This window comes from Flavobacterium rivuli WB 3.3-2 = DSM 21788 (genome assembly GCF_000378485.1).
GTDB lineage: Bacteria > Bacteroidota > Bacteroidia > Flavobacteriales > Flavobacteriaceae > Flavobacterium > Flavobacterium rivuli.
Map to the genome: position 1 here is coordinate 41,069 of NZ_KB899967.1, position 23,440 is coordinate 64,508.

General features: G+C 39.2%; 19 protein-coding genes. 11 read left to right on the top strand and 8 right to left on the bottom strand.

Going from position 1 to position 23,440, the window contains the following annotated elements:
* Positions 1–190: 190 nt before the first annotated feature.
* Positions 191–877: an NUDIX hydrolase gene (locus tag F565_RS0103570; RefSeq protein ID WP_035642499.1), complete on the top strand. Its 687-nt coding sequence runs from the start codon at positions 191–193 to the stop codon at positions 875–877.
* 256 nt (positions 878–1,133) lie between these two features.
* On the opposite strand, the gene F565_RS0103575 is transcribed toward F565_RS0103570, so the two are convergent.
* Positions 1,134–1,790: a DUF4294 domain-containing protein gene (locus F565_RS0103575; RefSeq protein WP_020211828.1), complete on the bottom strand. Its 657-nt coding sequence runs from the start codon at positions 1,788–1,790 to the stop codon at positions 1,134–1,136.
* A gap of 79 nt (positions 1,791–1,869) precedes the next feature.
* On the opposite strand from F565_RS0103575, the gene F565_RS0103580 reads away from it, so the two are divergent.
* The 3 genes from F565_RS0103580 (at position 1,870) to F565_RS0103590 (ending at position 4,360) form a co-directional block, all read left to right on the top strand.
* Positions 1,870–2,958, top strand: a complete 1,089-nt coding sequence (locus tag F565_RS0103580; RefSeq protein WP_020211829.1) for a M42 family metallopeptidase — start codon at positions 1,870–1,872, stop codon at positions 2,956–2,958.
* 185 nt (positions 2,959–3,143) lie between these two features.
* On the top strand, positions 3,144–4,064 hold the full coding sequence (locus F565_RS0103585) for a DnaJ C-terminal domain-containing protein (protein WP_020211830.1): 921 nt from the start codon (positions 3,144–3,146) through the stop codon (positions 4,062–4,064).
* Between the two features lie 2 nt (positions 4,065–4,066).
* Entirely contained in the window at positions 4,067–4,360 is a 294-nt protein-coding gene (locus F565_RS0103590) for a chaperone modulator CbpM (protein ID WP_020211831.1), read from the top strand.
* Between the two features lie 96 nt (positions 4,361–4,456).
* On the opposite strand, the gene F565_RS0103595 is transcribed toward F565_RS0103590, so the two are convergent.
* Positions 4,457–6,079: an ABC-F family ATP-binding cassette domain-containing protein gene (locus F565_RS0103595; RefSeq protein ID WP_026299866.1), complete on the bottom strand. Its 1,623-nt coding sequence runs from the start codon at positions 6,077–6,079 to the stop codon at positions 4,457–4,459.
* A 145-nt stretch (positions 6,080–6,224) separates the two neighbouring features.
* Here F565_RS0103595 and F565_RS0103600 point away from each other — a divergent pair, with 145 nt between their 5' ends.
* Positions 6,225–7,637: a TlpA family protein disulfide reductase gene (locus F565_RS0103600; RefSeq protein WP_020211833.1), complete on the top strand. Its 1,413-nt coding sequence runs from the start codon at positions 6,225–6,227 to the stop codon at positions 7,635–7,637.
* A 90-nt stretch (positions 7,638–7,727) separates the two neighbouring features.
* On the opposite strand, the gene F565_RS0103605 is transcribed toward F565_RS0103600, so the two are convergent.
* A complete protein-coding gene (locus F565_RS0103605; RefSeq protein WP_020211834.1) occupies positions 7,728–8,201 on the bottom strand; it encodes a GyrI-like domain-containing protein in 474 nt (157 codons plus the stop codon).
* A 3-nt stretch (positions 8,202–8,204) separates the two neighbouring features.
* Positions 8,205–8,732: a DUF1877 family protein gene (locus F565_RS0103610; protein ID WP_020211835.1), complete on the bottom strand. Its 528-nt coding sequence runs from the start codon at positions 8,730–8,732 to the stop codon at positions 8,205–8,207.
* 121 nt (positions 8,733–8,853) lie between these two features.
* On the opposite strand from F565_RS0103610, the gene F565_RS0103615 reads away from it, so the two are divergent.
* Positions 8,854–9,456: a DUF1684 domain-containing protein gene (locus F565_RS0103615; RefSeq protein WP_026299867.1), complete on the top strand. Its 603-nt coding sequence runs from the start codon at positions 8,854–8,856 to the stop codon at positions 9,454–9,456.
* 197 nt (positions 9,457–9,653) lie between these two features.
* Here the strand turns inward: F565_RS0103615 and F565_RS0103620 are convergent, their stop codons facing one another.
* Entirely contained in the window at positions 9,654–9,899 is a 246-nt protein-coding gene (locus F565_RS0103620; protein WP_020211837.1) for a hypothetical protein, read from the bottom strand.
* 239 nt (positions 9,900–10,138) lie between these two features.
* Between F565_RS0103620 and F565_RS22275 the strand changes: the two genes are divergently transcribed.
* Positions 10,139–10,732 carry a hypothetical protein gene (locus tag F565_RS22275; protein ID WP_020211838.1) on the top strand — a complete coding sequence of 198 codons (594 nt, stop codon included), beginning with the start codon at positions 10,139–10,141 and terminating at the stop codon, positions 10,730–10,732.
* 192 nt (positions 10,733–10,924) lie between these two features.
* On the opposite strand, the gene F565_RS0103630 is transcribed toward F565_RS22275, so the two are convergent.
* Positions 10,925–11,488, bottom strand: coding sequence for a hypothetical protein (locus tag F565_RS0103630; RefSeq protein ID WP_020211839.1), 564 nt, complete (start codon positions 11,486–11,488; stop codon positions 10,925–10,927).
* Between the two features lie 83 nt (positions 11,489–11,571).
* Positions 11,572–12,516, bottom strand: coding sequence for a hypothetical protein (locus F565_RS0103635; RefSeq protein ID WP_020211840.1), 945 nt, complete (start codon positions 12,514–12,516; stop codon positions 11,572–11,574).
* Between the two features lie 121 nt (positions 12,517–12,637).
* Between F565_RS0103635 and uvrA the strand changes: the two genes are divergently transcribed.
* The 4 genes from uvrA to F565_RS0103655 all read left to right on the top strand — a co-directional run bounded on the left by uvrA (position 12,638) and on the right by F565_RS0103655 (position 21,922).
* A complete protein-coding gene (uvrA, locus tag F565_RS0103640) occupies positions 12,638–15,469 on the top strand; it encodes an excinuclease ABC subunit UvrA (RefSeq protein WP_020211841.1) in 2,832 nt (943 codons plus the stop codon).
* 169 nt (positions 15,470–15,638) lie between these two features.
* Positions 15,639–16,364, top strand: a complete 726-nt coding sequence (locus F565_RS0103645) for an LOG family protein (RefSeq protein ID WP_020211842.1) — start codon at positions 15,639–15,641, stop codon at positions 16,362–16,364.
* A 179-nt stretch (positions 16,365–16,543) separates the two neighbouring features.
* Positions 16,544–19,336 (top strand): gluzincin family metallopeptidase, encoded by a 2,793-nt coding sequence (locus tag F565_RS0103650; RefSeq protein ID WP_231559626.1) that lies wholly within the window; start codon positions 16,544–16,546, stop codon positions 19,334–19,336.
* A gap of 180 nt (positions 19,337–19,516) precedes the next feature.
* A complete protein-coding gene (locus tag F565_RS0103655) occupies positions 19,517–21,922 on the top strand; it encodes an alpha-ketoacid dehydrogenase subunit alpha/beta (RefSeq protein WP_020211844.1) in 2,406 nt (801 codons plus the stop codon).
* 131 nt (positions 21,923–22,053) lie between these two features.
* Here the strand turns inward: F565_RS0103655 and F565_RS0103660 are convergent, their stop codons facing one another.
* Positions 22,054–23,406 (bottom strand): NAD-dependent succinate-semialdehyde dehydrogenase, encoded by a 1,353-nt coding sequence (locus tag F565_RS0103660; protein WP_020211845.1) that lies wholly within the window; start codon positions 23,404–23,406, stop codon positions 22,054–22,056.
* Positions 23,407–23,440: the final 34 nt, after the last annotated feature.

The following is a 23,440-nucleotide window of genomic DNA, read 5'->3' on the forward strand; positions in this document are numbered from 1 at the left end:
CAAATTTAACAAAACATTTTCATAAAAAGCAAATAAAAATTTCGAAATATTAAATTTTAACATAAATAAAGTATCAACCCCATAATACTATAACGTAGTAGCGTTAACTATGCGTATTTTGCCGATATTCGCAAAAGTTTTGCAATTTACAGCCAATGTTAGTATCTTGCTGCGTTTTTATAAGGTACAAATGGATAACTATAACGATCAGGAAAAAGTATTACTTGCTGTAGACTGCATAATTTTTGGCTTTGATAACCAAAATTTAAAGATACTACTCATAAAAAGAAATTTTGAGCCCGAAAAGGGCCGATGGTCACTTATGGGAGGGTTTTTACAAAACGATGAAAACCTGGATGATGCTGCCGTAAGAGTGTTAAACCAGCTTACAGGATTGCATAATATATATATGGAGCAGCTACGTGCTTACAGTGCCATAAACCGTGACCCGGTAGACAGAACAGTATCCATATCCTACTATGCACTTATTAATATTATAGAGCATACTGCAGAAATTAATGAGAATTATTCGGCAAAATGGTTTAATATAGACGAAGCTCCGCACCTTATATTTGACCATAATATAATGGTAGCCAATGCAATGCTTCGCTTAAGATATCGCGCATCTACAAAACCCATTGGATTTGAATTGTTGCCAAAAAAGTTTACCATGAAACAGCTGCAAACACTTTATGAAGCAATTTTAGGCGAAACTTTAGACAAGCGAAACTTTATAAATAAAATAAATGCCCTTGATATTTTACTTAAAACCGAAGAGAAAGATATGGGCTCGTCCAGGAAAGGTTCTTACTTTTATATGTTTGACGAAGTAAAATATAAATTAAAAGTATCTGACGGATTTACGTTTAAATTATAAACCTTTCAACTTATTTTTTTTGAGTTTAAAAGTATAGACAAAAAACCTGATAACCTCAGGTCTTTTTGTCTATTTTGCTATGCAATTTTATAGTTACAAATAATTCGAAGCTTAAATTTTTTTCTTCGCAAGATCACCCCCACAATCAGCACAAACACACAAAAAATTAAATGTTACTTACACACTTAATTACATTAAGACCATAAGGTTAATTTTGTGTTAAGAGAATAAACTTCAACTTGTGGCGAATTGGTATTTAGTTGTCTTTTTTGTTCCTCTCGCGCCACACTTTTTTTAATGCAACATAATCTATTTTTAAGGCAGGCTCCTGTCTTGGCAGTTTATGCTCATCAAAAGCTTTAAGCAGGAAACCTTCTATCAGGAAATCTTCGGCAACGGCATCCGGGCTGTATTTTGCCTTAATATCTATACTAAATGCCTTCCCAATCTTGCTGTACCAAAAAGCTTTCCAGCCACTTTTGTGTTCTTTTATTAAATCGAACGTAGATTGCCCGGTTTGCCTGTAAACAAGCTTAACGAGTATTTGCCCTTCCTTGCGCGATAATTTTTTTAACTGACCTTCAAATTCTTCCTCCATGTATTTCTCTACTATCTTACTGTATTTTTTCTTTTCCCTGTCGGTCTTTAGCTTGCTCATTGTAGAGTTAAGAATAACAAGGCGTTCGGCCGCAACTTTAGCAAAAGGATATACCTTTAAAACCCGCCTCCTTAGCAGGAGCAGTTGTTTTTTTGTTTCTTCAGATAATGTATCCTTAACATTAGAAAGTACTATTTCCTGCAGTTGCATATTAAACGCTATAGAGTCGGTCGCTATGCTGTCCTGCACCGGATCCTGCGCCTTTGCAGCAAACCCTAAAAACAAAAGTACTATTGAAAAAATCCCTGCCTTCATCTTCAAAAATTTATGTCAAAATTATACAATAATACACAACTCTGTAATCAAATTTCTATTTTAGCCAAAAATTAAATTTATGTCGTCGAAAACTATACTAAATGATGCTTCTCTTACTTTTTTAGAGCAATATTTAAACAATGCTTCACCCACAGGTTATGAGTCTGCCGGACAAAAACTATGGATGGAATACCTTACCCCTTATGTAGACACCTTTATTACCGATACGTATGGCACTGCTGTGGGGGTTATAAACCCAGATGCACCGTATAAAGTGGTTATAGAAGGCCATAGCGACGAAATTTCATGGTATGTAAATTATATTACAGATAACGGACTGGTATACGTAATTCGTAACGGTGGCAGCGACCACATGATCGCCCCGTCTAAGCGTGTCAATATCCATACCAAAAAAGGAATTGTAAAAGGTGTGTTTGGCTGGCCGGCAATACATACCCGTAATCGTGGTAAAGAAGAGCCTGCAAAAATTGAAACTATTTTTATAGACCTGGGCTGTAATACTAAAGAGGAAGTAGAAAACCTTGGGGTACATGTGGGCTGTGTTATTACCTATCCTGACGAATTTATGGTACTTAACGAGAACAAGTTTGTATGCCGCGCTATTGATAACCGCATTGGCGGGTTCATGATTGCAGAGGTGGCCCGCCTACTTAAAGAAAATGGTAAGAAGCTACCTTTTGGTTTGTATATAACAAATTCCGTTCAGGAAGAAGTTGGCCTGCGTGGTGCCGAAATGATCACTCAAACCATTAAGCCTAATGTTGCTATTGTAACCGATGTATGCCATGACAGCACAACCCCAATGATTGAAAAACGTATTGAAGGCGATACCCAGATAGGCAAAGGCCCGGTTATTACCTATGCCCCTGCTGTACAAAACAACCTTCGTGAGCTTATACTTGATACTGCCACTAAAAACGAAATTCCGTTTCAGCGCCTGGCATCAAGCCGTGTGACGGGTACTGATACCGATGCTTTTGCATACAGCAACGGCGGCGTGGCTTCGGCATTAATATCGCTGCCGCTACGTTATATGCACACTACGGTAGAAATGGTGCACCGCGAAGATGTAGAGAACGTTATTAAACTTATTTATGAAACGCTACTGAATATAGAGAACGAGGAAACGTTTTCTTATTTTAAATAAAAAGCACTGAGGTACTTAGTATCTTAGAGACTTAGACATCAAAAATCCCGTGGCAATAATTGCTAACGGGATTTTTTTATGGTATGGGCGTTAAATAATTTATAAAACACGTTAACAAAATCTTAGTACGATTTTAGGAGCAGATTATTTTGTAAATTTATCTGTCAAAAAAACGGTAAACACTCATGGATTTTATAGATTACTACAAAGTACTTGGCCTGGACAAAAGCGCCACACAAGCCCAGATTAAAAGTGCTTATAAAAAAATGGCCCGCAAGCTGCACCCGGACCTTAACCCGGATGACAAGGACGCTAATGCAAAATTTCAGCAACTTAATGAGGCCAATGCTGTACTTACAGACCCCGAAAAAAGGGCGAAGTATGATAAGTATGGCAAAGACTGGGAGCGCGGCGAAGAGTATGAGCAATACCAGCAAGCGCAGCAGCAGCAAAGCCGTTCTCAGGGTGGTAGCGCAGGTGGCTTTGGAGGTTTTGAAGGAAACTTTGGCGGTGGCGGCGAAGACTTCTCTGATTTCTTTAGTTCGATGTTTGGCAGGCAGTCCGGTGGTGGGCGAAGCAGGGCACAATATAAAGGCCAGGATTATAACAGCGAGGTAAGCCTTACGGTGGAAGAAGCTTACACAACCCATAAGCAAACGTTTAGCGTTAACGGCAAGAGCATACGCATAACTGTTCCTGCCGGTGTAGCAGATGGACAGGTTATAAAACTTGGCGGCCAGGGTGCCCCCGGCAGTAACGGAGGCCCTAATGGCGACCTCTATATTACCTTTACAGTTACTAATAATGCGCAATATAAGCGTGTAGGCAATGACCTTTACATCACTAAAGAAATAGATCTGTTTACCGCTGTACTAGGTGGAGAAGCCCTTATAACCGCAATGAGCGGCACTATAAAGCTAAATGTAGCCCCCGGAACTCAAAATGGAGCAAAGGTGCGGTTAAAAGGCAAAGGTTTCCCGGTGTATAAAAAAGAAGGAGAATTTGGCAACCTGTATGTAACCTACACTGTTATTATACCTACAGACCTAACCGATAAACAAAAGGAATTATTTAACGAGCTGGCCGCTATCTCTAAAAAAGACTAATTATGGAAAGCAATGAATTAATACCCGTACAAATATTTCATCTTCATTACCATGTAGAGGAAACCTTTATAACATCTTTATACGACCTGCAATTAATTGAAATCACTACAATAGATAATGTTCAGTATGTCGCCATTACCCATTTACCACAGGTTGAAAAACTAATCAGGCTACACAGCGATTTTAACCTTGATGCAGATGCCCTTGCCATAGCAGCACACCTGCTCGAAAAAGTAGATACCCTGCAAACCGAATTGAATACATTGCGCAGCAGGCTGCGTGTGTATGAAGATTAGAATCACAAGCGTTAGGTACAAAAACAAAAATCCCGTAAGCACTACACTCACGGGATTTCATATCTCAGGCACTTAGATTCTTAGTCTCTAAGTGTCTTAGTTATACATTTTCTTTCTTAACTCCTGTACTTTTTCGTCGTCAAGGTATTCGTCAAAGGTCATGTGGCGGTCTATAACACCATTAGGAGTAATTTCGAACACACGGTTTGCAACCGTTTGTGCAAATTCGTGGTCATGCGTTGTAAACAACACAGATCCTTTAAAGTTTTTAAGCGAGTTGTTAAACGCCGTAATACTCTCAAGGTCTAAGTGGTTTGTAGGCTCATCAAGCATTAATACGTTAGCGCGCATCATCATCATGCGGCTAAGCATGCAACGCACTTTTTCTCCGCCCGATAGTACGCGGCCTGTTTTAAGTGCCTCTTCACCGCTAAATATCATTTTACCAAGGAAACCGCGTAAGTAAACCTCATCGCGTTCTTCTTCGGTCTTAGCCCACTGGCGCAGCCAGTCAACTAATGTAAGGTCATTTTCAAAGAACGAGTGGTTATCGCCCGGCAGGTACGACTGTATGGTAGTAATACCCCAGTCGAAGGTACCGCTATCGGCAGCCTGGTTACCATTAAGTATTTCATAAAAGGCAGATGTAGCACGGCTATCTTTAGAGAAGATAACAATTTTATCGCCTTTGTTCATGTTAAGGTCTACGTTTTTAAACAACACCTCACCATCTACAGATGCGCTTAGGTCCTTTACGTTAAGTATCTGGTCTCCGGCCTCACGCTCCTGATCAAAAATAATGGCAGGATAACGGCGGCTCGATGGTTTAATATCATCAACCTTAAGTTTTTCAAGCATTTTTTTACGGCTTGTTGCCTGCTTGGATTTTGCTACGTTAGCGCTAAAACGCATAATAAATTCCTGTAGCTCCTTCTTTTTTTCGTCGGCTTTCTTGTTTTGCTGGGCACGCTGCCTTGCAGCAAGCTGGCTACTCTCATACCAGAAGGTATAGTTACCTGAGTATTGGTTTATCTTACTAAAATCTATATCAGATATATGTGTACATACCGCATCCAGGAAGTGCCTGTCGTGGCTTACTACAATAACAGTATTATCATAATTAGCAAGGAAATTTTCTAACCAGTTAATGGTTTCAAAATCCAGGTCGTTGGTAGGCTCATCCATAATAAGCACATCCGGGTTGCCAAACAGCGCCTGCGCCAATAGCACGCGTACTTTTAGCTTACCGTCAAGATCGCCCATTAATGTGTAATGATAGTCTGCAGTAATACCAAGGCTCGATAGCATGGCAGCCGCATCGCTGTCGGCATTCCAGCCATTCATTTCTTCAAAAATTACCTGCAATGCCCCTACCCTGTCGGCATCTTTATCGCTAAAGTCCGGTTTAAGGTAAATATCATCCATTTCTTTTTTTACAGCAAACAGGGTTTTATTGCCCATCATTACTGTTTCGAGAACTGTGTTCTCGTCAAACATATTGTGGTTCTGGTTAAGAACGCTCATACGTTTGCCCGGCTCTAAGTGCACATGGCCGGATGTAGGATCTATATCGCCGGCAATGATTTTAAGAAAAGTAGATTTTCCTGCACCGTTTGCACCTATTATACCATAGCAGTTACCCTGCGTGAAAGTAGTATTAACTTCGTCGAATAAAATTCGTTTACCAAATTGTACCGATAAATTTGAAACTGATAGCATTATAAAATTTTTTGCAAAAGTATAAAATTTAAACCAGTTATTTATTATCTGCATCCATTAGTCGCATAAAGGTTATTTTAACGCTGTTTTAACAGGAATAACCAAAGAATAAAAATATTTTTGCCTTTGCACTCTAAATTACCTTATGTCTTACTCACTCAAATCTGGCTATATATTCTTCCTGCTGTTATTGCTGTCCTCCTGTGCTAAAAAAGAAGACTACAGCGCCTATTTTAGTGGTGAGGTAATTAATCCGCGAACGCGGTATGTACTTTTTAGCAAGGGTAATAAAGTTATAGATACCCTAAAGCTTGATGAAAATAACCGCTTTTACATAAAGTTCGATTCGCTTACACCCGGCCTCTACAGTTTTAAGCACGACCCTGATTACCAGTATGTTTATTTTGATAAAAATGACAGCCTTATGGTAACGGTTAATACGGCAGACTTTGACAGGTCTGTAACCTTTAGCGGGCGCGGCGACCGCAAGAATAATTTTATGATGGAGCTTTATATGCTAAATGAAATAGACCGCCATAAAGCATACGACATTTATAATTATGAGTACCCAAGGTTTAGCCAGTCTATAGACTCTGCATACGCCCTGCGAAAAAGCTTTTATGACAAGAATAAAAAGGATATACACTGGAGCAATGATTTTGACTTTTATGCCAAATCGCGGTTAGACTTAAATTATTTTTCTAAAAAAGAATATTATCCTTATGTGCATGCACGCCGCAGCGGAGAGGACATAACGCCATCGTTACCAAAAGACTATTATAATTACCGCAAACAGTTAGACGTTAATAACACTAAGCTTATAGGTTTTTCGCCATACATGCGTTACCTGAATGCAAGGCTTAACAATATGGCTATTACGCGGCACTTTACCATGAACAGCGTTGCAGAGGATGCCCTCGAAACCAACATAGACAAACTTAACATAGCAGATTCGCTATTTAGCAATAAAGATGTTAAAAATGAGGCTCTTAATACTGTAGCGTTTAATTACTTGCTGGAAGACCAGAACATTGCCAACAACCAGAAGTTCCTTAACCGTTACATGCAGTTATCTACAGATAAAAGCAAGGATAACGAGATACGAAAAATAGGCCAGGCAATAAAAAAACTTAAAGTGGGCAGCAAATTACCACTAATACACCTTGTAGGTATTGATGGTAAAGAATTTAATATTAGTGAAGGGATTACTAAAGAAACAGTAATTTTCTTTTGGACCAGTTGTGCACGTGCACACATAGAGCGCATAACCCAAAAAGTAAGTGAACTTAAAAAACTACACCCCGGTATAGACTTTATAGCTGTTAATGTTGATAGCGATGACGAATGGAAAAAAACCATGAGCCTGTACAAGTTTAATGACGCATTGCAATTGCGCAGCACTAACTTTGATGCACTCAGGAAAAAATGGGTAATAACAAAAATTAACCGCACCATTATTCTTAACCCAGATGGTACGATTAAAAATGCGTTCACAAATTTACTCGATAGAGATTTTGATAGATCACTTGATAAACTTAATCGGGACTTTCAGAAATAGAACTGATTTTGCATTTTGAAATGCCGTTAAGTTAGCCAATGTTATGGTTTTGCAGTGCTTCACACAAAAATCTAAAATCTGAAAATCCAATTATGTAATCGGTATCCATATTTCCTCTTCGCTATCATCGCTGCCGTTTTGATATTTCTCTCCCAATACCTCAAAGTGCGGTCGGTTATCTAAAGCGTAGCCCGATTGTGGGAGCCATTGTGTAAATATTTCTTTAAAAACCTTATCACCATTAGCGGGATTGCCCTTGTAATAAAATACCGCATACAAACCTGCGGGTAATGTAAGGGTTTCCATACCTGTAGCCACATCACTAAATGAAGTAACCTCTACTGCCGCCCATTTCTCAAATTCATTGGAAGGATTAAACGACTCTAAGAAATTTTGAGGGTAAATTTGCAGCGAGTAGCGGTTGCTGCCCACCACATTTGAAATTGTATTGCGCAAAGGCATAAAACTTTTCCAGAGTTCCGGAGTCCTGTTATTAATAAACGACATAGTGAGCCGTTTACCAACAAGCATTTTAGCAGGGATGGTAAGAAGTGTTGGAGTCATTATCTACTCTATAAACGAAAAAATGTAATTGCCATTAGCCGCCGCTTCATTAAACAATTGCTTTAAATAGCGCAGCCCTTCGGAAAGATGCCTTTTATTAAACGCCTGATCGTCTGACTCATCGTTATGCCAAATTTCAGGATAAACCTCGTTAGCATTAAGTTCATCGGCATCATAAAGGTTAATAAATTTATCATCAGCTACAGTTTGCAACAGCGTATTTACTGCCAAAACATTTGCCGGAGAAACATAAAACAACGGCTGCTCTACCTCATCAAAATCTTCATCAAACTCTATAGCGGTATAGTCTATCTCCTCACCAAGAAATTCAGTCGGGCTAAAAATTTCATTAATAATTTCCAAGTCGTTACCTTTAAAAAACTTAGCAAGTAAATATTGCAGGCCTTCAAAATTTTGTTCAAATACTTCTGCCCTAAAGCTTATACCCTGCAACTGGTCGAGGTTAGCTTCCTGCTTAAGTAATTCAAATTCGGCTGGGGTTATTGGGTAAAGGCTCGCGCTCTGGCTCATGATGTTTTATTTATATGCCAAAAATAAACAAAACGCGGGGCTTTCAGTTTCAACAAACAAGAAATCTTCGCATTTGCCACTAAAGTATAATTACCCTATTTTTGTAATAAAACTAAACGCCATGAAAAAACTTTTTACCGTTACAACCCTTTTTATAATGAGCCTTGGCTATGCCCAGGACTGTAGCGAAGCAACCAGTAAGGAAACCCAGAAAAAACTTAACGCAGAGTATGCCGACCCTAAAACATCGCCTCTTACTAAGGAAGATTTAAAAACGTTTAAATCGTTAGATTTTTATCCGGTAGATATAAAGTATTGCGTTACGGCAAAATTGACACGTACGCCAAAGGACAAGCCCTTTTACATGGCAACAACCAAAGCTCGTAAATCGCTTTATGTTAAGTATGGCGAACTAAGCTTTACCATAAACGGAAAGCAGTGCAAGCTGGATATTTTCCAAAACCAGGACCTTTTAAAAAATGACGAGTATAAAGATTACCTTTTCCTGCCTTTTACAGATAACACCAATGGCGAAGGTACGTATGCCGGTGGCCGCTACATAGACCTTAAAATACCAAAGGGCAATACTATGCAAATAGATTTTAACGCTGCCTACAACCCTTACTGTACCTATAACCACGACTATTCGTGCCCTATACCTCCGTCTCAAAATTTTCTTGATACCGATATTAAGGCCGGTGTTAAGGCTTATAAGAAACACTAATTATTACGTTCAGTCTTCCATTTCGACGTTAGGAGAAATCATTTAAAATTAGGCATTTCTCCACTACGCTGCGCTGCGGTCGAAATGGAAAACAACGCAGGTATAAATTATATAAAACAAGAAAGCTGCCCGATGTATCAGGCAGCTTTCTTGTTTTAAAATATTCTGTTGTAATAAAAGGTAATAAGTAAAACTTATTATGCCGAAATCCTTGGGTAGTAAACGGTGCATAACATACCATCGCCTGCTTTAAGCGGGTGAGCGCAATGTTCTGTCTGGAATTTGGCACATTTTAAACAATCTGATTCCCTGCTTAGTACAGCACGAAATTCGTAAGCGTGGCAAGCCTGTGTTTCGGCAGTAATTATTTCGTGTACGTTGCATAACTGACCTTTTACATGGTGACCGCAGTTACCGCAACAATTTGCTAATGTAATATCCATGACTTTTTCTTTTTTAATTAGTGATAGAACAAATTTACGCAGAATATATGTTAGAGAAATTCTAAATAACTGTATTTGAGCTATTTGTAAATAGACCGCTTATAAATAATGTTGTAATATCATGAATTACAGTAGATCATAATACAGTATTACTAATGCTATATAAATATTATAAAAGAAATTATTTAATATGTGAAGGCTCTTATTAAGAATATTTACATAATTTTAACAAAAAATACATGAAGCACTTATCTTTATTTATTGTTTTATTCGTCACTTCACTCTGTTTTTCGCAACAAAGTAACTCTGTCAAAGATGAATATAGGAACAAGGGTTATTTCAACATTACCCGGTTTTCATATATTTTAGTAGACAATACTAAGCAGGACATCTTTACACCAGGTGTTGGAAATTCTTCAAACGATCTTCCTACAAATAATGCAAAAGCATTTTCAATACAAACTATTAGTGGTTATTTTTTTAGTCCGTATTTCTCGGCAGGTGTTGGCATAGGTTTAGATGGATATAAAGACCCGAATATTAATACGTTTCCAGCTTTTGTAGAAGTTAGGGCTTACTTAAAAGATAGTTATAATAGCCCATTTGCTTTTATAGATTATGGCGGACTCATAAAAATAAGTGATAGCTTTAACAAAGGAAATATGTTTAATATAGGCGCAGGTTATAAAGTATTTGTGAGCGACAGGATCGCATTAATACCCGAAATCAGCTATTCGGTCAAGAACATAAGCCTTACCGATGAAAAAGTAAAAACATCAGATAATACGGTTAACATCACCGGGATTCAGTTTGGTATTGGTATAATATTTTAGTTTTGCCAGGCAATAATGATTATCGATACGAGCTTTGACGCTCATAATAATTGGGGGGAGGGCCACAGGCAAATTGCTATAGGATAGATTATTAAAGTAATCTTTTGGGATAGCGTTAACGGTTGTGTGTTGCTATGGCTTTAACTGATGATTGATAATATTGGCTTGTGCCGAAAATGACTATTGGAGCAATCAATAAATCTTAAAACGTGCTACTGTATCTTTCATAACCTGGACATCTTGATAATTGGATACTTTATACCTTATTACAGCCGAATCATTTTTTATAGTAACACTGCTATCTTCAAAGTCAAAGGATTCATCAGTCCTGATCCTGCCGATATGCTTTTCAAACAAAAAAAATTTCGTTTCATTGATTTCGTACGTTCGACCAGCATTCATTAAGCCTGCAAATTCTTTATAAATTATAAGTCCGTCTTTTTTATATACTACATCCTTTGGGTAAATAAAAAATAATAGTACAGAAGCGAGCATTGTCCCAAAAATACCGTCTGCCAACCAGGCTATAATAACTATAACCGGCGACAAAACATAAACCGCATAATAGATAACTCTCCTTTTAAAAGGCTTATAATTATAAAAAAATAGTGCAGCGCCCGTTATGCAAATAATTATCTTAGCAATAAATATTATAGTGCTATTAAAACTGATAAGTTGGCTTATAAAAAAATTAAAGAGTACAAATACCAGCAAGCCAAAATGAATACGGGTAAAGATTTGTTTTATGGAAGCCATTATGTAAGCATCATTTAAGGCATGTTTTTTTAACGGAATTAACTTAACGCCCGCACAGGCTAAAGGATTATATTATAAGCTAGCTAATCCCAATACTCATATTCTATTGTTTTATTATGATTCCGACCATGTTCAAACCACTCCACAAGTATAAGATCTCCTATTTTATTGTAAGTATTTTTATAAGCTGTATCGATGTGTCGGTCATATCTTTTTTTAAGTGTGATAGTTGCTCTTGTATCATAAAATTCTTCGAATTCTAATTTACCATCCGAATAAAATTCAGCATGGCTTATTATATCTTTCTTATAGAAAAATAGCTCGGCACTATCGCTATCTTCGCTTTTATAAGTATGTTTAATAAGACTGCCATTACCATTGTATGTAAAATCTTCACTTTCTATCAGTCTTTCTCCATTTGTATTATTAGTCCAGAATTCAGTCTTTTTAAATCTTCTATCTGTATATAGTTTTTTAAAATTGTCCAGAGATGTATCATTGTCTACATAAATTCTTTCTGTTTGTAATCTCATGTCGTTGTTATAATTATATTCAGTTTTAAAATAACTGCTGTCATTATAATACTGAAACTCTTCTATAAGTTTCAATTTGCCGCGTTCATAACAATATTTTTTCTCTCTTACTTTTTTTAGACCTGATACATCGGCACTAAAAAACACCTCATGTACTATGTTATCTTTTTCATAATCGTATTTACTTATATCGCAAAGAGTATCATGAAAATAACTGCGTAATTCGGTAAGATGTTTTTTATTATAAAAATATTCCGTTTTATAATAAAGGCCTTCTGCAATAAAAGGCACATCACTATGGTTGCTATTAGATGACAACTCTGTTAGCCTGCCTTTTTTATCAAATACATGCAAATCAATTTCACCCCAGCCATTGTCTACCACCACACGTTTTGCATTACAGGAAAAACCTAAACTTTTATTAGTAGATATTTTTTGTGCATAGACACTTGCACAGGTACAAGTTAAAAAAATAATTAAAATTTTATACGGCATTGTTAAGATAATAGTTGATTCAAATATACAAAACCTCTCCCCACAGTTTAACACTTTCTTACACAAACCCCTCACATAAAAATAGCCCAAAAATCAGTACCTTTGCGTTTTGCACAAAACTATGTTAGATTCTACCGATAATATAGAGGTTTTAGGCGCCCGCGTCCACAACCTCAAAAATATAGATGTAACCATTCCGCGCGAAAAGCTGGTGGTTATAACCGGCCTTTCAGGGTCGGGTAAGTCATCCCTCGCTTTTGATACCATTTATGCCGAAGGGCAGCGCCGTTATATAGAAACATTCTCGGCTTACGCACGCCAGTTCCTCGGCGGCCTGGAGCGCCCCGATGTAGATAAGATAGACGGACTCTCGCCGGTTATTGCCATTGAGCAAAAAACCACCAGCAAGAGCCCCCGCTCTACCGTGGGTACCATTACAGAGATTTACGACTTTCTACGCCTGCTTTATGCCCGTGCCGCCGATGCTTACAGCTACGTTACCAATGAAAAGATGGTGAGCTATAACGACGAGCAGATACGTGGCCTTATCCTCGAAAAATTTGATGGCAAGCGCATTACCATACTCGCGCCCATAGTGCGTTCGCGTAAAGGGCATTACCGTGAACTGTTTGAACAAATATCTAAGCAGGGCTTCCTTAAGGTACGTATAGATGGCGACATACGCGATATTGAAAGCGGCATGAAACTGGACCGCTACAAAAACCACGATATTGAAACCGTAATAGACCGCATGGCGGTAGACAACACGCCTGATACTGATAAACGCCTTGCCGACAGCATTAAGACGGCAATGTACCATGGCGAAGATGTTATGATGGTTATAGAGCACGACACTAACGAGGCGCGCTACTACAGCCGTAACCTTATGTGTGCGTCGAGTGGTATATCATACCCTAACCCGGAGCCTAACAACTTTTCGTTTAACTCGCCAAAGGGTGCGTGCGATAATTGTAATGGCCTGGGCACCGTAAATGAGATCAACCTTAAAAAGATAATTCCAAACCCTAAACTATCTATAAAACAGGGGGGTATTGTACCCATAGGCGAATATAAAAACTCCTGGATTTTTAAACAGTTGGAAGCCATTGGCGAAAAATATAGCTTTAAAATTACCGATGCCATAGAGAAAATTCCCGCTGAAGCTATGGAGATGATCCTTAACGGCGGCAACGATAAATTTACGGTTACCAATAAAAACCTTGGCGTAAATAAGGAATATAAAATTGATTTTGAGGGTATATCGGCCTTTATAAAAAACCAGTATGCCGAAAATGCTACGGCAGCTTTAAAGCGCTGGGCTAAGGAATTTATGGACGAAGTTCCATGCCCCGTTTGCCACGGTACGCGCCTTAAAAAAGAATCGCTGTACTTTAAACTTAACGGCCTTAACATTGCCGAGGTATCTCAAATGGATATCTCTGACCTTGCAGACTGGTTTGGTGCTATAGATGAACATTTATCTGACAAGCAAAAAGCTATAGCATCAGAGATTGTTAAAGAGATCAAGGCACGCCTTAGCTTTTTAGTAGACGTAGGGTTAAATTACCTGTCTCTAAACCGTGGCTCCGGTTCACTTTCGGGTGGGGAGGCACAGCGTATAAGGCTGGCAACCCAAATAGGTTCGCAATTGGTAGGTGTACTGTATATTCTTGATGAACCAAGTATTGGCCTGCACCAGCGCGATAACGAAAAACTTATAAAATCGTTAGAGTCATTGCGCGACCTGGGCAACTCGGTGCTCGTGGTAGAACACGATAAAGACATGATAGAGCGCGCAGACTATGTTATAGACATAGGCCCTGCCGCGGGACGTTTTGGCGGACAAATAGTTAGCAAAGGCACCCCTGCCGAATTGCTTAAAGAGCATACCCTTACCGCAGCGTATCTAAATGGTGAAAAAGAAATTGCGGTACCTAAAGTGCGCCGCCCCGGCAATGGCAAAACACTTAAGCTTAGTGGCGCTACCGGCAACAACCTTAAAAATGTTACGGTAGAGTTCCCTTTAGGTAAAATGATCGTTGTTACAGGTGTATCGGGCAGTGGCAAGAGTACGCTTATAAACGGCACGCTCTACCCTATTCTTAACGCACATTTTTTTAACGGCGTAAAAAAACCGGCTCCCTACAAAAAAATCGAGGGGCTGGAACATATAGACAAAGTTATAGACATAGACCAGAGCCCTATAGGCAGAACGCCGCGCTCTAACCCCGCTACTTACACAGAGGTTTTTAGTGAGATACGTTCGCTGTTTACACAAACACCGGAGGCTATGATACGTGGCTATAAACCAGGGCGTTTTAGCTTTAATGTTAGCGGCGGCCGTTGCGAAACCTGCGAAGGCAGTGGGCTGCGTGTTATAGAAATGAGTTTTTTACCCGATGTGTATGTAGAATGCGAAACCTGCAACGGCAAACGTTTTAACCGCGAAACGTTAGAGATAAGGTATAAAGGCAAATCAATATCTGATGTGCTGGACATGACGGTAGATGAGGCTGTGCCTTTCTTTGAGAACATCCCTAAAATTAACCGTAAGATACAAACTATTCAGGATGTGGGGCTTGGATATATAACACTGGGTCAGCAAAGTACTACGCTATCGGGCGGTGAGGCACAGCGTATTAAACTGGCATCAGAACTTAGTAAAAAAGATACCGGAAACACCTTTTATATTCTTGATGAACCTACCACAGGATTGCATTTTGAAGATATAAGGGTATTGATGGAAGTAATAAACAAGCTTGTAGAAAAAGGTAACACCATACTTATTATAGAACACAACATGGATGTTATTAAGCTGGCAGACTACATTATAGACATAGGTTATGAAGGTGGTAAAGGTGGCGGGCAGCTTATTGCCAAAGGCACTCCCGAAGAAGTTGTTAAAAACAAAAAGAGCTATACAGCACAATTCTTAAAAAAAGAATTATCTTAGTATGATGTTCTGCCGCCAGATTGCATGAAGCGAATAAATTTCTTAAACTTCATTTATTAGTTAAATTAATGTATTTGGGTATATTTGGCACCAGAAACAAATAATTAAGTAGTTAAACGGATGTAAAGCTTTATAAAGTTTACTTCGTGTTCTAAAATTTTAAAAGTACATGTCTAAAGAAAGATACAACAGCGACGACGAATGGATTAAAGAAGGGCTTACACAAAAGCCGTGGAATGAGATAAGGAGCAACGACTCCTGGGCGATTTTCAAAATCATGTCGGAGTTTGTAAACGGATTTGAAGCAATGGCTAAAATAGGGCCATGCATCTCTATATTTGGTTCGGCACGAACCAAGCCCGAAGATAAATATTACCTGCTTACCGAAGAAATTGCCGAGAAAATTGCCAATGCCGGATATGGCGTTATTACTGGTGGTGGCCCCGGTATTATGGAGGCCGGTAACAAAGGCGCCAGCCGTGGTATTGCACCATCTGTAGGATTAAATATAGAACTGCCCTTTGAGCAGCATTTTAACCCTTATATAGACCATGACAAGAACCTTAACTTTGATTACTTTTTTGTACGCAAGGTTATGTTCGTTAAGTACTCTCAGGGCTTTGTGGTTATGCCGGGTGGTTTTGGCACATTAGACGAAATGTTTGAAGCCATTACCCTTATACAGACTAAAAAGATAGCCAAGTTCCCTATAATACTTGTAGGCACCGAGTTTTGGGGCGGGCTTATAGACTGGATACATAAAGTGATTATTGATCAATTTCATAACGCCAGTGCTACAGACCTTGACCTTATAAAAGTGGTAGACACTGCCGATGAAGTTTTACAGGCTATAGATGCATTTTACAAAAAATACAGCCTTAGCCCTAATTTCTAATTGGCTTAAAAGTTTAACAGTTTAGCAAGCAACCCAAAACATAAATTTACATCGTATATAGAGTTATAAGTACACCCTTTCAACGAACCGATGTGCGCTACTTAAATTATTAGTACAAATAACTTTAAAAATACATTTTGAATTTAAAGACGAGGCTTTTTTTCATAGTTATTATAATGATGGGTTGTTTGGCACAGGCCCAGCATAAAAACACCATTACTGCAACGCTTAATACCGATACTAAAACGGTAAATGTGAAGCAGCAAATTGTGTATATAAACCAAAGCCCCGATGTATTAAATTTTATAGAGCTAAACGACTGGAACAACTCTTACTCCAGCAAGACAACTCCGCTTGCAAAGCACTTTACAGACCAGTTTATAAAAGCCTTTCACCTTGCCAAAGAGTATGACAGGGGGAACACTATTATAGCTTCGGCTAAAACCGGTGATGGAAGCACCTTACAATGGAGCCGTCCTGAAGCACACCCGGATATTGTTACCATTCAGCTTACAAAACCTTTGGCACCAAATGGACAGGTAACACTCTCGTTAGAATATGACGTAAAACTACCTAACGACCGTTTTACAAAGTTTGGTTTTGATGATAAGGACGGATCTTTTAACCTGCGCGATTGGTACCTTACCCCTTCCCGTTACGAAGACCATGCTTTTACTACGTACAGCAATGAGAATATTGATGATATTGCTAATGCTGCCTGCGATTATACAGTTAATTTACAGCTACCAAAAGAGCTGACGTTAACCACAGACCTTGCCTCCGAAAATAAAAAAAGTTCAGGAACTTATACTGAGTATACATTATCCGGCAAGAGCCGAATGGGTTTTAACCTTATTATCGAACCGCAGGACAGCTTTGAGGTTTTTAAACTTAAAGCGGCAATCGTTAGCTCTAACCTTAAAGACAGCCGAGTTACCGATGTGCAACGTGCTGTAATTGTAGATAAAATTACTGCGTTTACGGCAGATAACCTTGGAGCGTACCCGCACGGGGAGGTCGTGGTAAGCCAAACCGATTATGACCGTAACCCGGTGTACGGCCTTAACCAGTTACCTGCTTTTATAAGGCCGTTCCCTGATTCGTTTGTTTTCGAGATGCGATTTCTTAAAACCTATCTTAACGCCTACCTTAAAAACACTCTTAAGCTCGACCCGCGCAAAGACAACTGGATTTATGACGGCATACAAATGCAGCTCATAATGAAATATATAAAGGAAAATTACCCTAACGAAAAAATGATGGGTAATCTTGGTAGTCTTCCGGTAATAAGGACATACAATATTTTTACCATTGGCATAAACGACCAGTATAATTACCTTGCGTTACTTATGGCACGACGCAACCAGGACCAGCCCATAGGCGATCCTAAAAGTTCGCTAATAAAATTTAATGAGCAAATTGCAGGTAAGTATAAAGCCGGTTTAGCAATAAACTATCTCGATCAGTATTTAGGAAACAATATTGTAGAACAATCGGTAGAGCAGTTTTATAACCTAAATATTATAGCACGTACAACCAGCAGGCAGGATCTTGAAGACATCCTTAAAAACAGGACTGATAAAGATATAAACTGGTTTTTTGATAAGCTTGTCGCTACCCGCGATATAATAGATTATAAATTTGGCCCCGTTAAAAAAGAGGGAGACTCTCTTAGGGTAACTATAAAAAATGTTACAGGTACTACTGTGCCCATGTCTTTATACGGACTTAAAAAAAATAATGTGGTATATAGACAGTGGTTTGCAGGAGTTGCGAAAGACACTACATTTACCATAGCCCGTGCTGATGCCGATAAGCTTGCCCTTAACTACAATGGAGAAGTGCCGGAGTATAACCGCCGTAATAATTACAAAAAGCTTACAGGCATTTTCCCTAACAACCGCCCTGTTAAATATACTTTTTTTCAGGATCTTGAAGACCCAAGGTATAACCAGATATTTTATGTTCCCAGTTTTACATTTAATATTTACGACGGTTTTACACCGGGGCTTAGAATACACAACAAATCGCTTCTCGAAAAACCCTTTATTTTTGACGTAAGCCCATCTTATTCTTCTAAAACAAGCGAGCTTGCCGGTTCATTTTCCCTGCTTTATAACCAGTATGTGCGCGAAGGCGAAATGTTTAATGTACGTTACTCTGTATCAGGTTCTACCTTTCATTACACGCCCGATGCGCGTTATACAAAATTTACACCATCGGTACAGTTCAGGTTCAGGGATCCCGACCTTCGCAAAAACAGGAAAGAGTTTTTAACGTTGCGACAGGTAACGGTAAACCGCGAAAAAACAAATTATGTACTTACTGAGACACAAAACGAAAACTACTCAGTATTTAATGCCCGATTTAGTAAATCAGATTCAGAAATTACAAGGCATTATAACTTTAATACCGATTTACAATTGTCTGACCCCTTTGGTAAACTTGCAGGAGAAGTACAGTTTCGCCGCCTTTTTAACGACAACCGCCAGGTAAACCTGCGGGTATTTGCAGGTATGTTTATATACCGAAGTACAGCATCTGAGTTTTTTAGTTTTGGGCTTGACAGGCCTACTGATTATCTTTTTGATTATAATTACTACGGAAGATCTGAAACCACGAGCTTATTTAGCCGCCAGTACATACTTGCCGAAGGTGGTTTTAAATCGCAGCTTGATACCCGCTTTGCAAACCAGTGGATGACTACCGTAAACGGAAGTTTTAATGTGTGGAACTGGATTGAAATTTATGGCGATGCCGGCTTATTTAAAAACAAGTACAGCAGCCCTAAATTTGGCTATGACAGTGGTATACGCCTTAATCTTGTAACTGATTATTTTGAATTGTACCTTCCCGTACAATCCAGTAATGGCTTCGAGTTAACACAGGCACACTACAGCCAGAAGATACGCTTTGTAGTTACCCTTAGCCCCGGTGCCCTTTTAGGACTGTTTACGCGTAAATGGTTTTAAAAAAATATAGGCTTTAAAAATCCATAATATATATTAATTACAAATATTCGTTACACAATATTCAGTATCGGAGATTTATACTTTTGTTTTTTTATGAAAAATGAAATTTAAATTCTTGCCTCATATTTATGTTATGTCATACTTTTAATTAAATTTGTATTTCGCACAATACATTATTTTATGACCGGGACAGAAACAAAACAATCGCTTTCATATAAAGATTTCAGGGCAGAAGTGCTAAACGATTATAAAATTGCTATTACAAGCAGGGAATGCAGCCTTTTGGGCCGCCGAGAAGTGCTAACAGGTAAGGCAAAATTCGGCATTTTTGGCGATGGTAAAGAGGTACCGCAGCTTGCCATGGCAAAGGCTTTTAAAAATGGCGATTTTCGTTCGGGCTATTACCGCGACCAGACTTTTATGATGGCTATAGGGCAGCTTACCCTTCAACAGTTTTTTGCAGGCCTGTATGGACACCCCGATCTTGAAGAAGAGCCAATGTCTGGCGGGCGACAAATGGGCGGGCACTTTGCTACCCACAGCCTTGACGAAGACGGTAACTGGAAAAACCTTACACTCCAAAAAAATTCAAGTTCAGACATCTCCCCTACCGCCGGGCAAATGCCCCGTTTATTAGGCCTGGCTCAGGCATCTAAAATATACAGAAATGTTACCGGCATAAATAACAAAACTAATTTTTCTATAAATGGTAATGAGATAGCCTGGGGAACGATTGGCAATGCCAGTACCAGCGAAGGTTTATTTTTCGAAACCATAAATGCTGCCGGTGTACTACAAGTGCCTATGATAATAAGTGTTTGGGATGATGACTATGGCATATCTGTACATGCACGCCACCAGACTACCAAAGAAAATATATCTGAAATACTTAAAGGTTTCCAGCGTGAGAACGATACTAACGGTTACGAAATTATTACCGTAAAAGGCTGGGATTATGCCGAGCTTGTATCGGCTTACGAGAGGGCCGCCCGCTTAGCCCGCGAAGAGCACGTACCGGTGTTAATGCACATATACCAACTTACACAGCCGCAGGGCCACTCTACATCGGGCTCGCACGAGCGTTATAAAAATTCCGACCGCCTGTCGTGGGAAAGTGAATATGACTGTATCGGCCAGATGAAAAAATGGATGATAGAGAACAATATTGCTACGGAGGAGGATTTAAACGCCATAGACCATCAGGCAAAAGCCGATGTCCTTGATGCAAAAAAAGCGGCATGGGCGGCTTATGTAGCTCCGCTAAAAGAAGAACAGGCACAGCTTGTAGCGGTATTAAACAGTGTAGCAGTACAAAGCCCCAACAAAGTTTTTATAGAAAAAAACATTGCCGAGCTTACTGCAATTAGGGAGCCAATGCGCAAAGATCTATTAATAACGGCACGCAAAACATTACGCCTTATAATTAAAGAAAATGCTAAAAGCGCCCTGTCTCACTGGATAAAAACATATACCGAAAAAATACAGCCTAAATATAGTTCGCACTTATTCAGTAAATCAGACAAAAATATATTTTCGGTTGCGGAACAGGCCGCTGATTATGGTGATACTGCAGAAGAAGCCGACGGGCGCATGATTATCAGAAATAACTTTGATGCGTTGTTTGCCAAATATCCTGAAATGCTGATTTTTGGAGAAGATGTAGGCAATATAGGCGACGTAAACCAGGGGCTTGAGGGTATGCAGGAAAAGTATGGCGAAAACCGAGTGAGCGATGCCGGTATACGCGAGGCAACCATTTTAGGTCAGGGAATTGGCATGGCAATGCGTGGCCTGCGCCCTGTTGCCGAAATTCAGTACCTTGATTATTTATTATATGCCCTGCAAATAATGAGTGATGATCTTGCTACGCTGCATTATCGTACAGCAGGCAGGCAAAAAGCGCCTCTTATAATACGCACACGTGGGCACAGGCTTGAGGGCATATGGCATTCGGGGTCGCCTATGGGCATGATCGTTAATGCTGTGAGGGGAATACACGTTTTAGTACCAAGGAATATGGTTAAGGCGGCAGGGTTTTACAATACTTTAATGGAAACCGATGAACCCGCCCTTGTTATTGAATGCCTTAACGGCTACAGGCTTAAAGAAAAAATGCCTGTAAACCTTGGCAAATTTAAAACACCTATTGGGGTGGTAGAAACCGTTAAAGAAGGAAAGGACATTACATTAGTATCCTACGGTTCTACACTTCGTGTTGTAGAGCAGGCTGCCAAAGAATTACTTGAGATAGGTATTGATGCCGAAGTTATAGATATACAGTCTTTACTCCCTTTTGATATTAACAGCGATATTGTAAAAAGCGTTGCTAAGACCAGCAGGCTATTAGTAATAGACGAAGATGTTCCCGGTGGAGGATCGGCTTATATATTACAACAGATTATTGATGTGCAGGATGCTTACAAATACCTTGACAGCAAGCCCGATACATTGAGCGCTAAAGCTCACCGCCCGGCTTACGGTACTGATGGAGACTATTTTAGCAAACCATCTGCCGAAGATATTTTTGAAAAGGTGTATGCTATAATGCACGAGGCAAAACCTGCTGAGTTTCCTGAACTATATTAAAGTAAAAAGGCAGTTTACACTTAAAAAAAGAAAATCCCCAACGCGCGTTGGGGATTTTTGTTTTAGTTACGATTGGAAAGAATCGTATCATAGCTTATTGTGACTCACATTATTGAAAACGAGGATTTAAACTATCCTATATAAACGGTCTTAACATTTACAAACTCTTTAATACCATCTTCGGCAAGCTCACGGCCGTAGCCTGAACGTTTTACGCCTCCGAACGGCAATGCAGGGTCTGACTTAACCATTGCATTAATAAAGACCGCACCTTCCTGAAAAAGGTTTATTTTTTCTTTAAGCGCTTCAACATCGGCGGTAAATACCGAAACTCCCAAACCAAAATCTGATTTATTGCTTAGTTCTACCGCTTCTTCAAAAGTATTAAATGATAATACAGGTACTGCCGGCCCAAAAACCTCTTCGTTAAATACAGGCATATCTGTAGTAACATTAACCAGTATTGTTGGCTCATAAAACGCCTCTGTACGCTTACCGCCAAGCACTATTTTAGCCCCCATTTCTACCGATTTATTAACCTGTTTTTCCACATCTTCGGCAAGGTCTGTGCGTGCTAAAGGGCCCACATACGTATCTTCGTTTAGAGGATTACCGGCCTTAAGTTTACTAACTGCTTTAGTAAACTTTTCTATAAAAGCATCAAAAAGGCTGCTGTGTACAAAAAAACGTTTAGCCGCGATACAGCTTTGCCCGGCATTCTGAAAACGTGCGTTTACAGCTATTTCAACAGTTTTATCAATATCAGCATCCTCACACACAATAAGCCCGTTGCTGCCGCCAAGTTCTAAAACTGCCTTTTTTATTTTATTGGCCGCAATGGAAGCTACCGATGCTCCCGCTTTTTCGCTACCGGTAAGCGACACAGCCTTTACAATAGGATTTTCTATTACCGCCTTAACCTGGCTGCCCGAAATAAGTAAGTTAGTGTAAATGCCATCAGGAAAACCGGCCTCCCTAAATAGCTCTTCAATTAGTATAGCACATCCGGCAATGTTGCTTGCATGTTTAACAACAACCGTATTACCGGCTATAATTGTTGGTATCGCAAACCTAAAAACCTGCCAGTACGGAAAGTTCCACGGCATTACACCTAATATTACTCCCAGAGGCTCATAAGTGACGTAACTTTCGCTTCCATTTGCTTCAATCTGACGTTTTTCTAAAAATTTTTCAGCATGGTTTAGGTAGTATTCGCATAAAATTTGACATTTTTTGACCTCTGCAAGTGCCTGAGTAATGGGCTTTCCCATCTCTAAAGAGCACTGTTTTGCCAATAAATGTTGTTTTTTTGTTAAAGCAAATACTAAATTTTTTATAAAGTTTAGTCTTTCGTTAACGGGTGTAAAACCCCATATATCAAAGGATTTCTTACTAATTTTCAGGGTATTTTCAACTTCAGAATCAGTAATATATTGATGTTCAGATAAAAAAGTTGAGTCGAATGGGTTGATAATAGAAAACATTTTTTATTTTTGTTTAAAATTTTTATAAAAATAA

Bases quoted from the DNA above. Each gene is read 5' to 3' on its own strand.
- F565_RS0103620 (WP_020211837.1), bottom strand. From the start codon at position 9,899: ATGGATATTACATTAGCAAATTGTTGCGGTAACTGCGGTCACCATGTA.
- F565_RS0103595 (WP_026299866.1), bottom strand. From the start codon at position 6,079: ATGCTATCAGTTTCAAATTTATCGGTACAATTTGGTAAACGAATTTTA.
- uvrA (WP_020211841.1), top strand. From the start codon at position 12,638: ATGTTAGATTCTACCGATAATATAGAGGTTTTAGGCGCCCGCGTCCAC.
- F565_RS0103600 (WP_020211833.1), top strand. From the start codon at position 6,225: ATGTCTTACTCACTCAAATCTGGCTATATATTCTTCCTGCTGTTATTG.
- F565_RS0103585 (WP_020211830.1), top strand. From the start codon at position 3,144: ATGGATTTTATAGATTACTACAAAGTACTTGGCCTGGACAAAAGCGCC.
- F565_RS0103615 (WP_026299867.1), top strand. From the start codon at position 8,854: ATGAAAAAACTTTTTACCGTTACAACCCTTTTTATAATGAGCCTTGGC.
- F565_RS0103635 (WP_020211840.1), bottom strand. From the start codon at position 12,516: ATGCCGTATAAAATTTTAATTATTTTTTTAACTTGTACCTGTGCAAGT.
- F565_RS0103650 (WP_231559626.1), top strand. From the start codon at position 16,544: ATGGGTTGTTTGGCACAGGCCCAGCATAAAAACACCATTACTGCAACG.
- F565_RS0103605 (WP_020211834.1), bottom strand. From the start codon at position 8,201: ATGACTCCAACACTTCTTACCATCCCTGCTAAAATGCTTGTTGGTAAA.
- F565_RS0103570 (WP_035642499.1), top strand. From the start codon at position 191: ATGGATAACTATAACGATCAGGAAAAAGTATTACTTGCTGTAGACTGC.
- F565_RS22275 (WP_020211838.1), top strand. From the start codon at position 10,139: ATGAAGCACTTATCTTTATTTATTGTTTTATTCGTCACTTCACTCTGT.
- F565_RS0103655 (WP_020211844.1), top strand. From the start codon at position 19,517: ATGACCGGGACAGAAACAAAACAATCGCTTTCATATAAAGATTTCAGG.
- F565_RS0103580 (WP_020211829.1), top strand. From the start codon at position 1,870: ATGTCGTCGAAAACTATACTAAATGATGCTTCTCTTACTTTTTTAGAG.
- F565_RS0103590 (WP_020211831.1), top strand. From the start codon at position 4,067: ATGGAAAGCAATGAATTAATACCCGTACAAATATTTCATCTTCATTAC.
- F565_RS0103610 (WP_020211835.1), bottom strand. From the start codon at position 8,732: ATGAGCCAGAGCGCGAGCCTTTACCCAATAACCCCAGCCGAATTTGAA.
- F565_RS0103660 (WP_020211845.1), bottom strand. From the start codon at position 23,406: ATGTTTTCTATTATCAACCCATTCGACTCAACTTTTTTATCTGAACAT.
- F565_RS0103645 (WP_020211842.1), top strand. From the start codon at position 15,639: ATGTCTAAAGAAAGATACAACAGCGACGACGAATGGATTAAAGAAGGG.
- F565_RS0103630 (WP_020211839.1), bottom strand. From the start codon at position 11,488: ATGGCTTCCATAAAACAAATCTTTACCCGTATTCATTTTGGCTTGCTG.
- F565_RS0103575 (WP_020211828.1), bottom strand. From the start codon at position 1,790: ATGAAGGCAGGGATTTTTTCAATAGTACTTTTGTTTTTAGGGTTTGCT.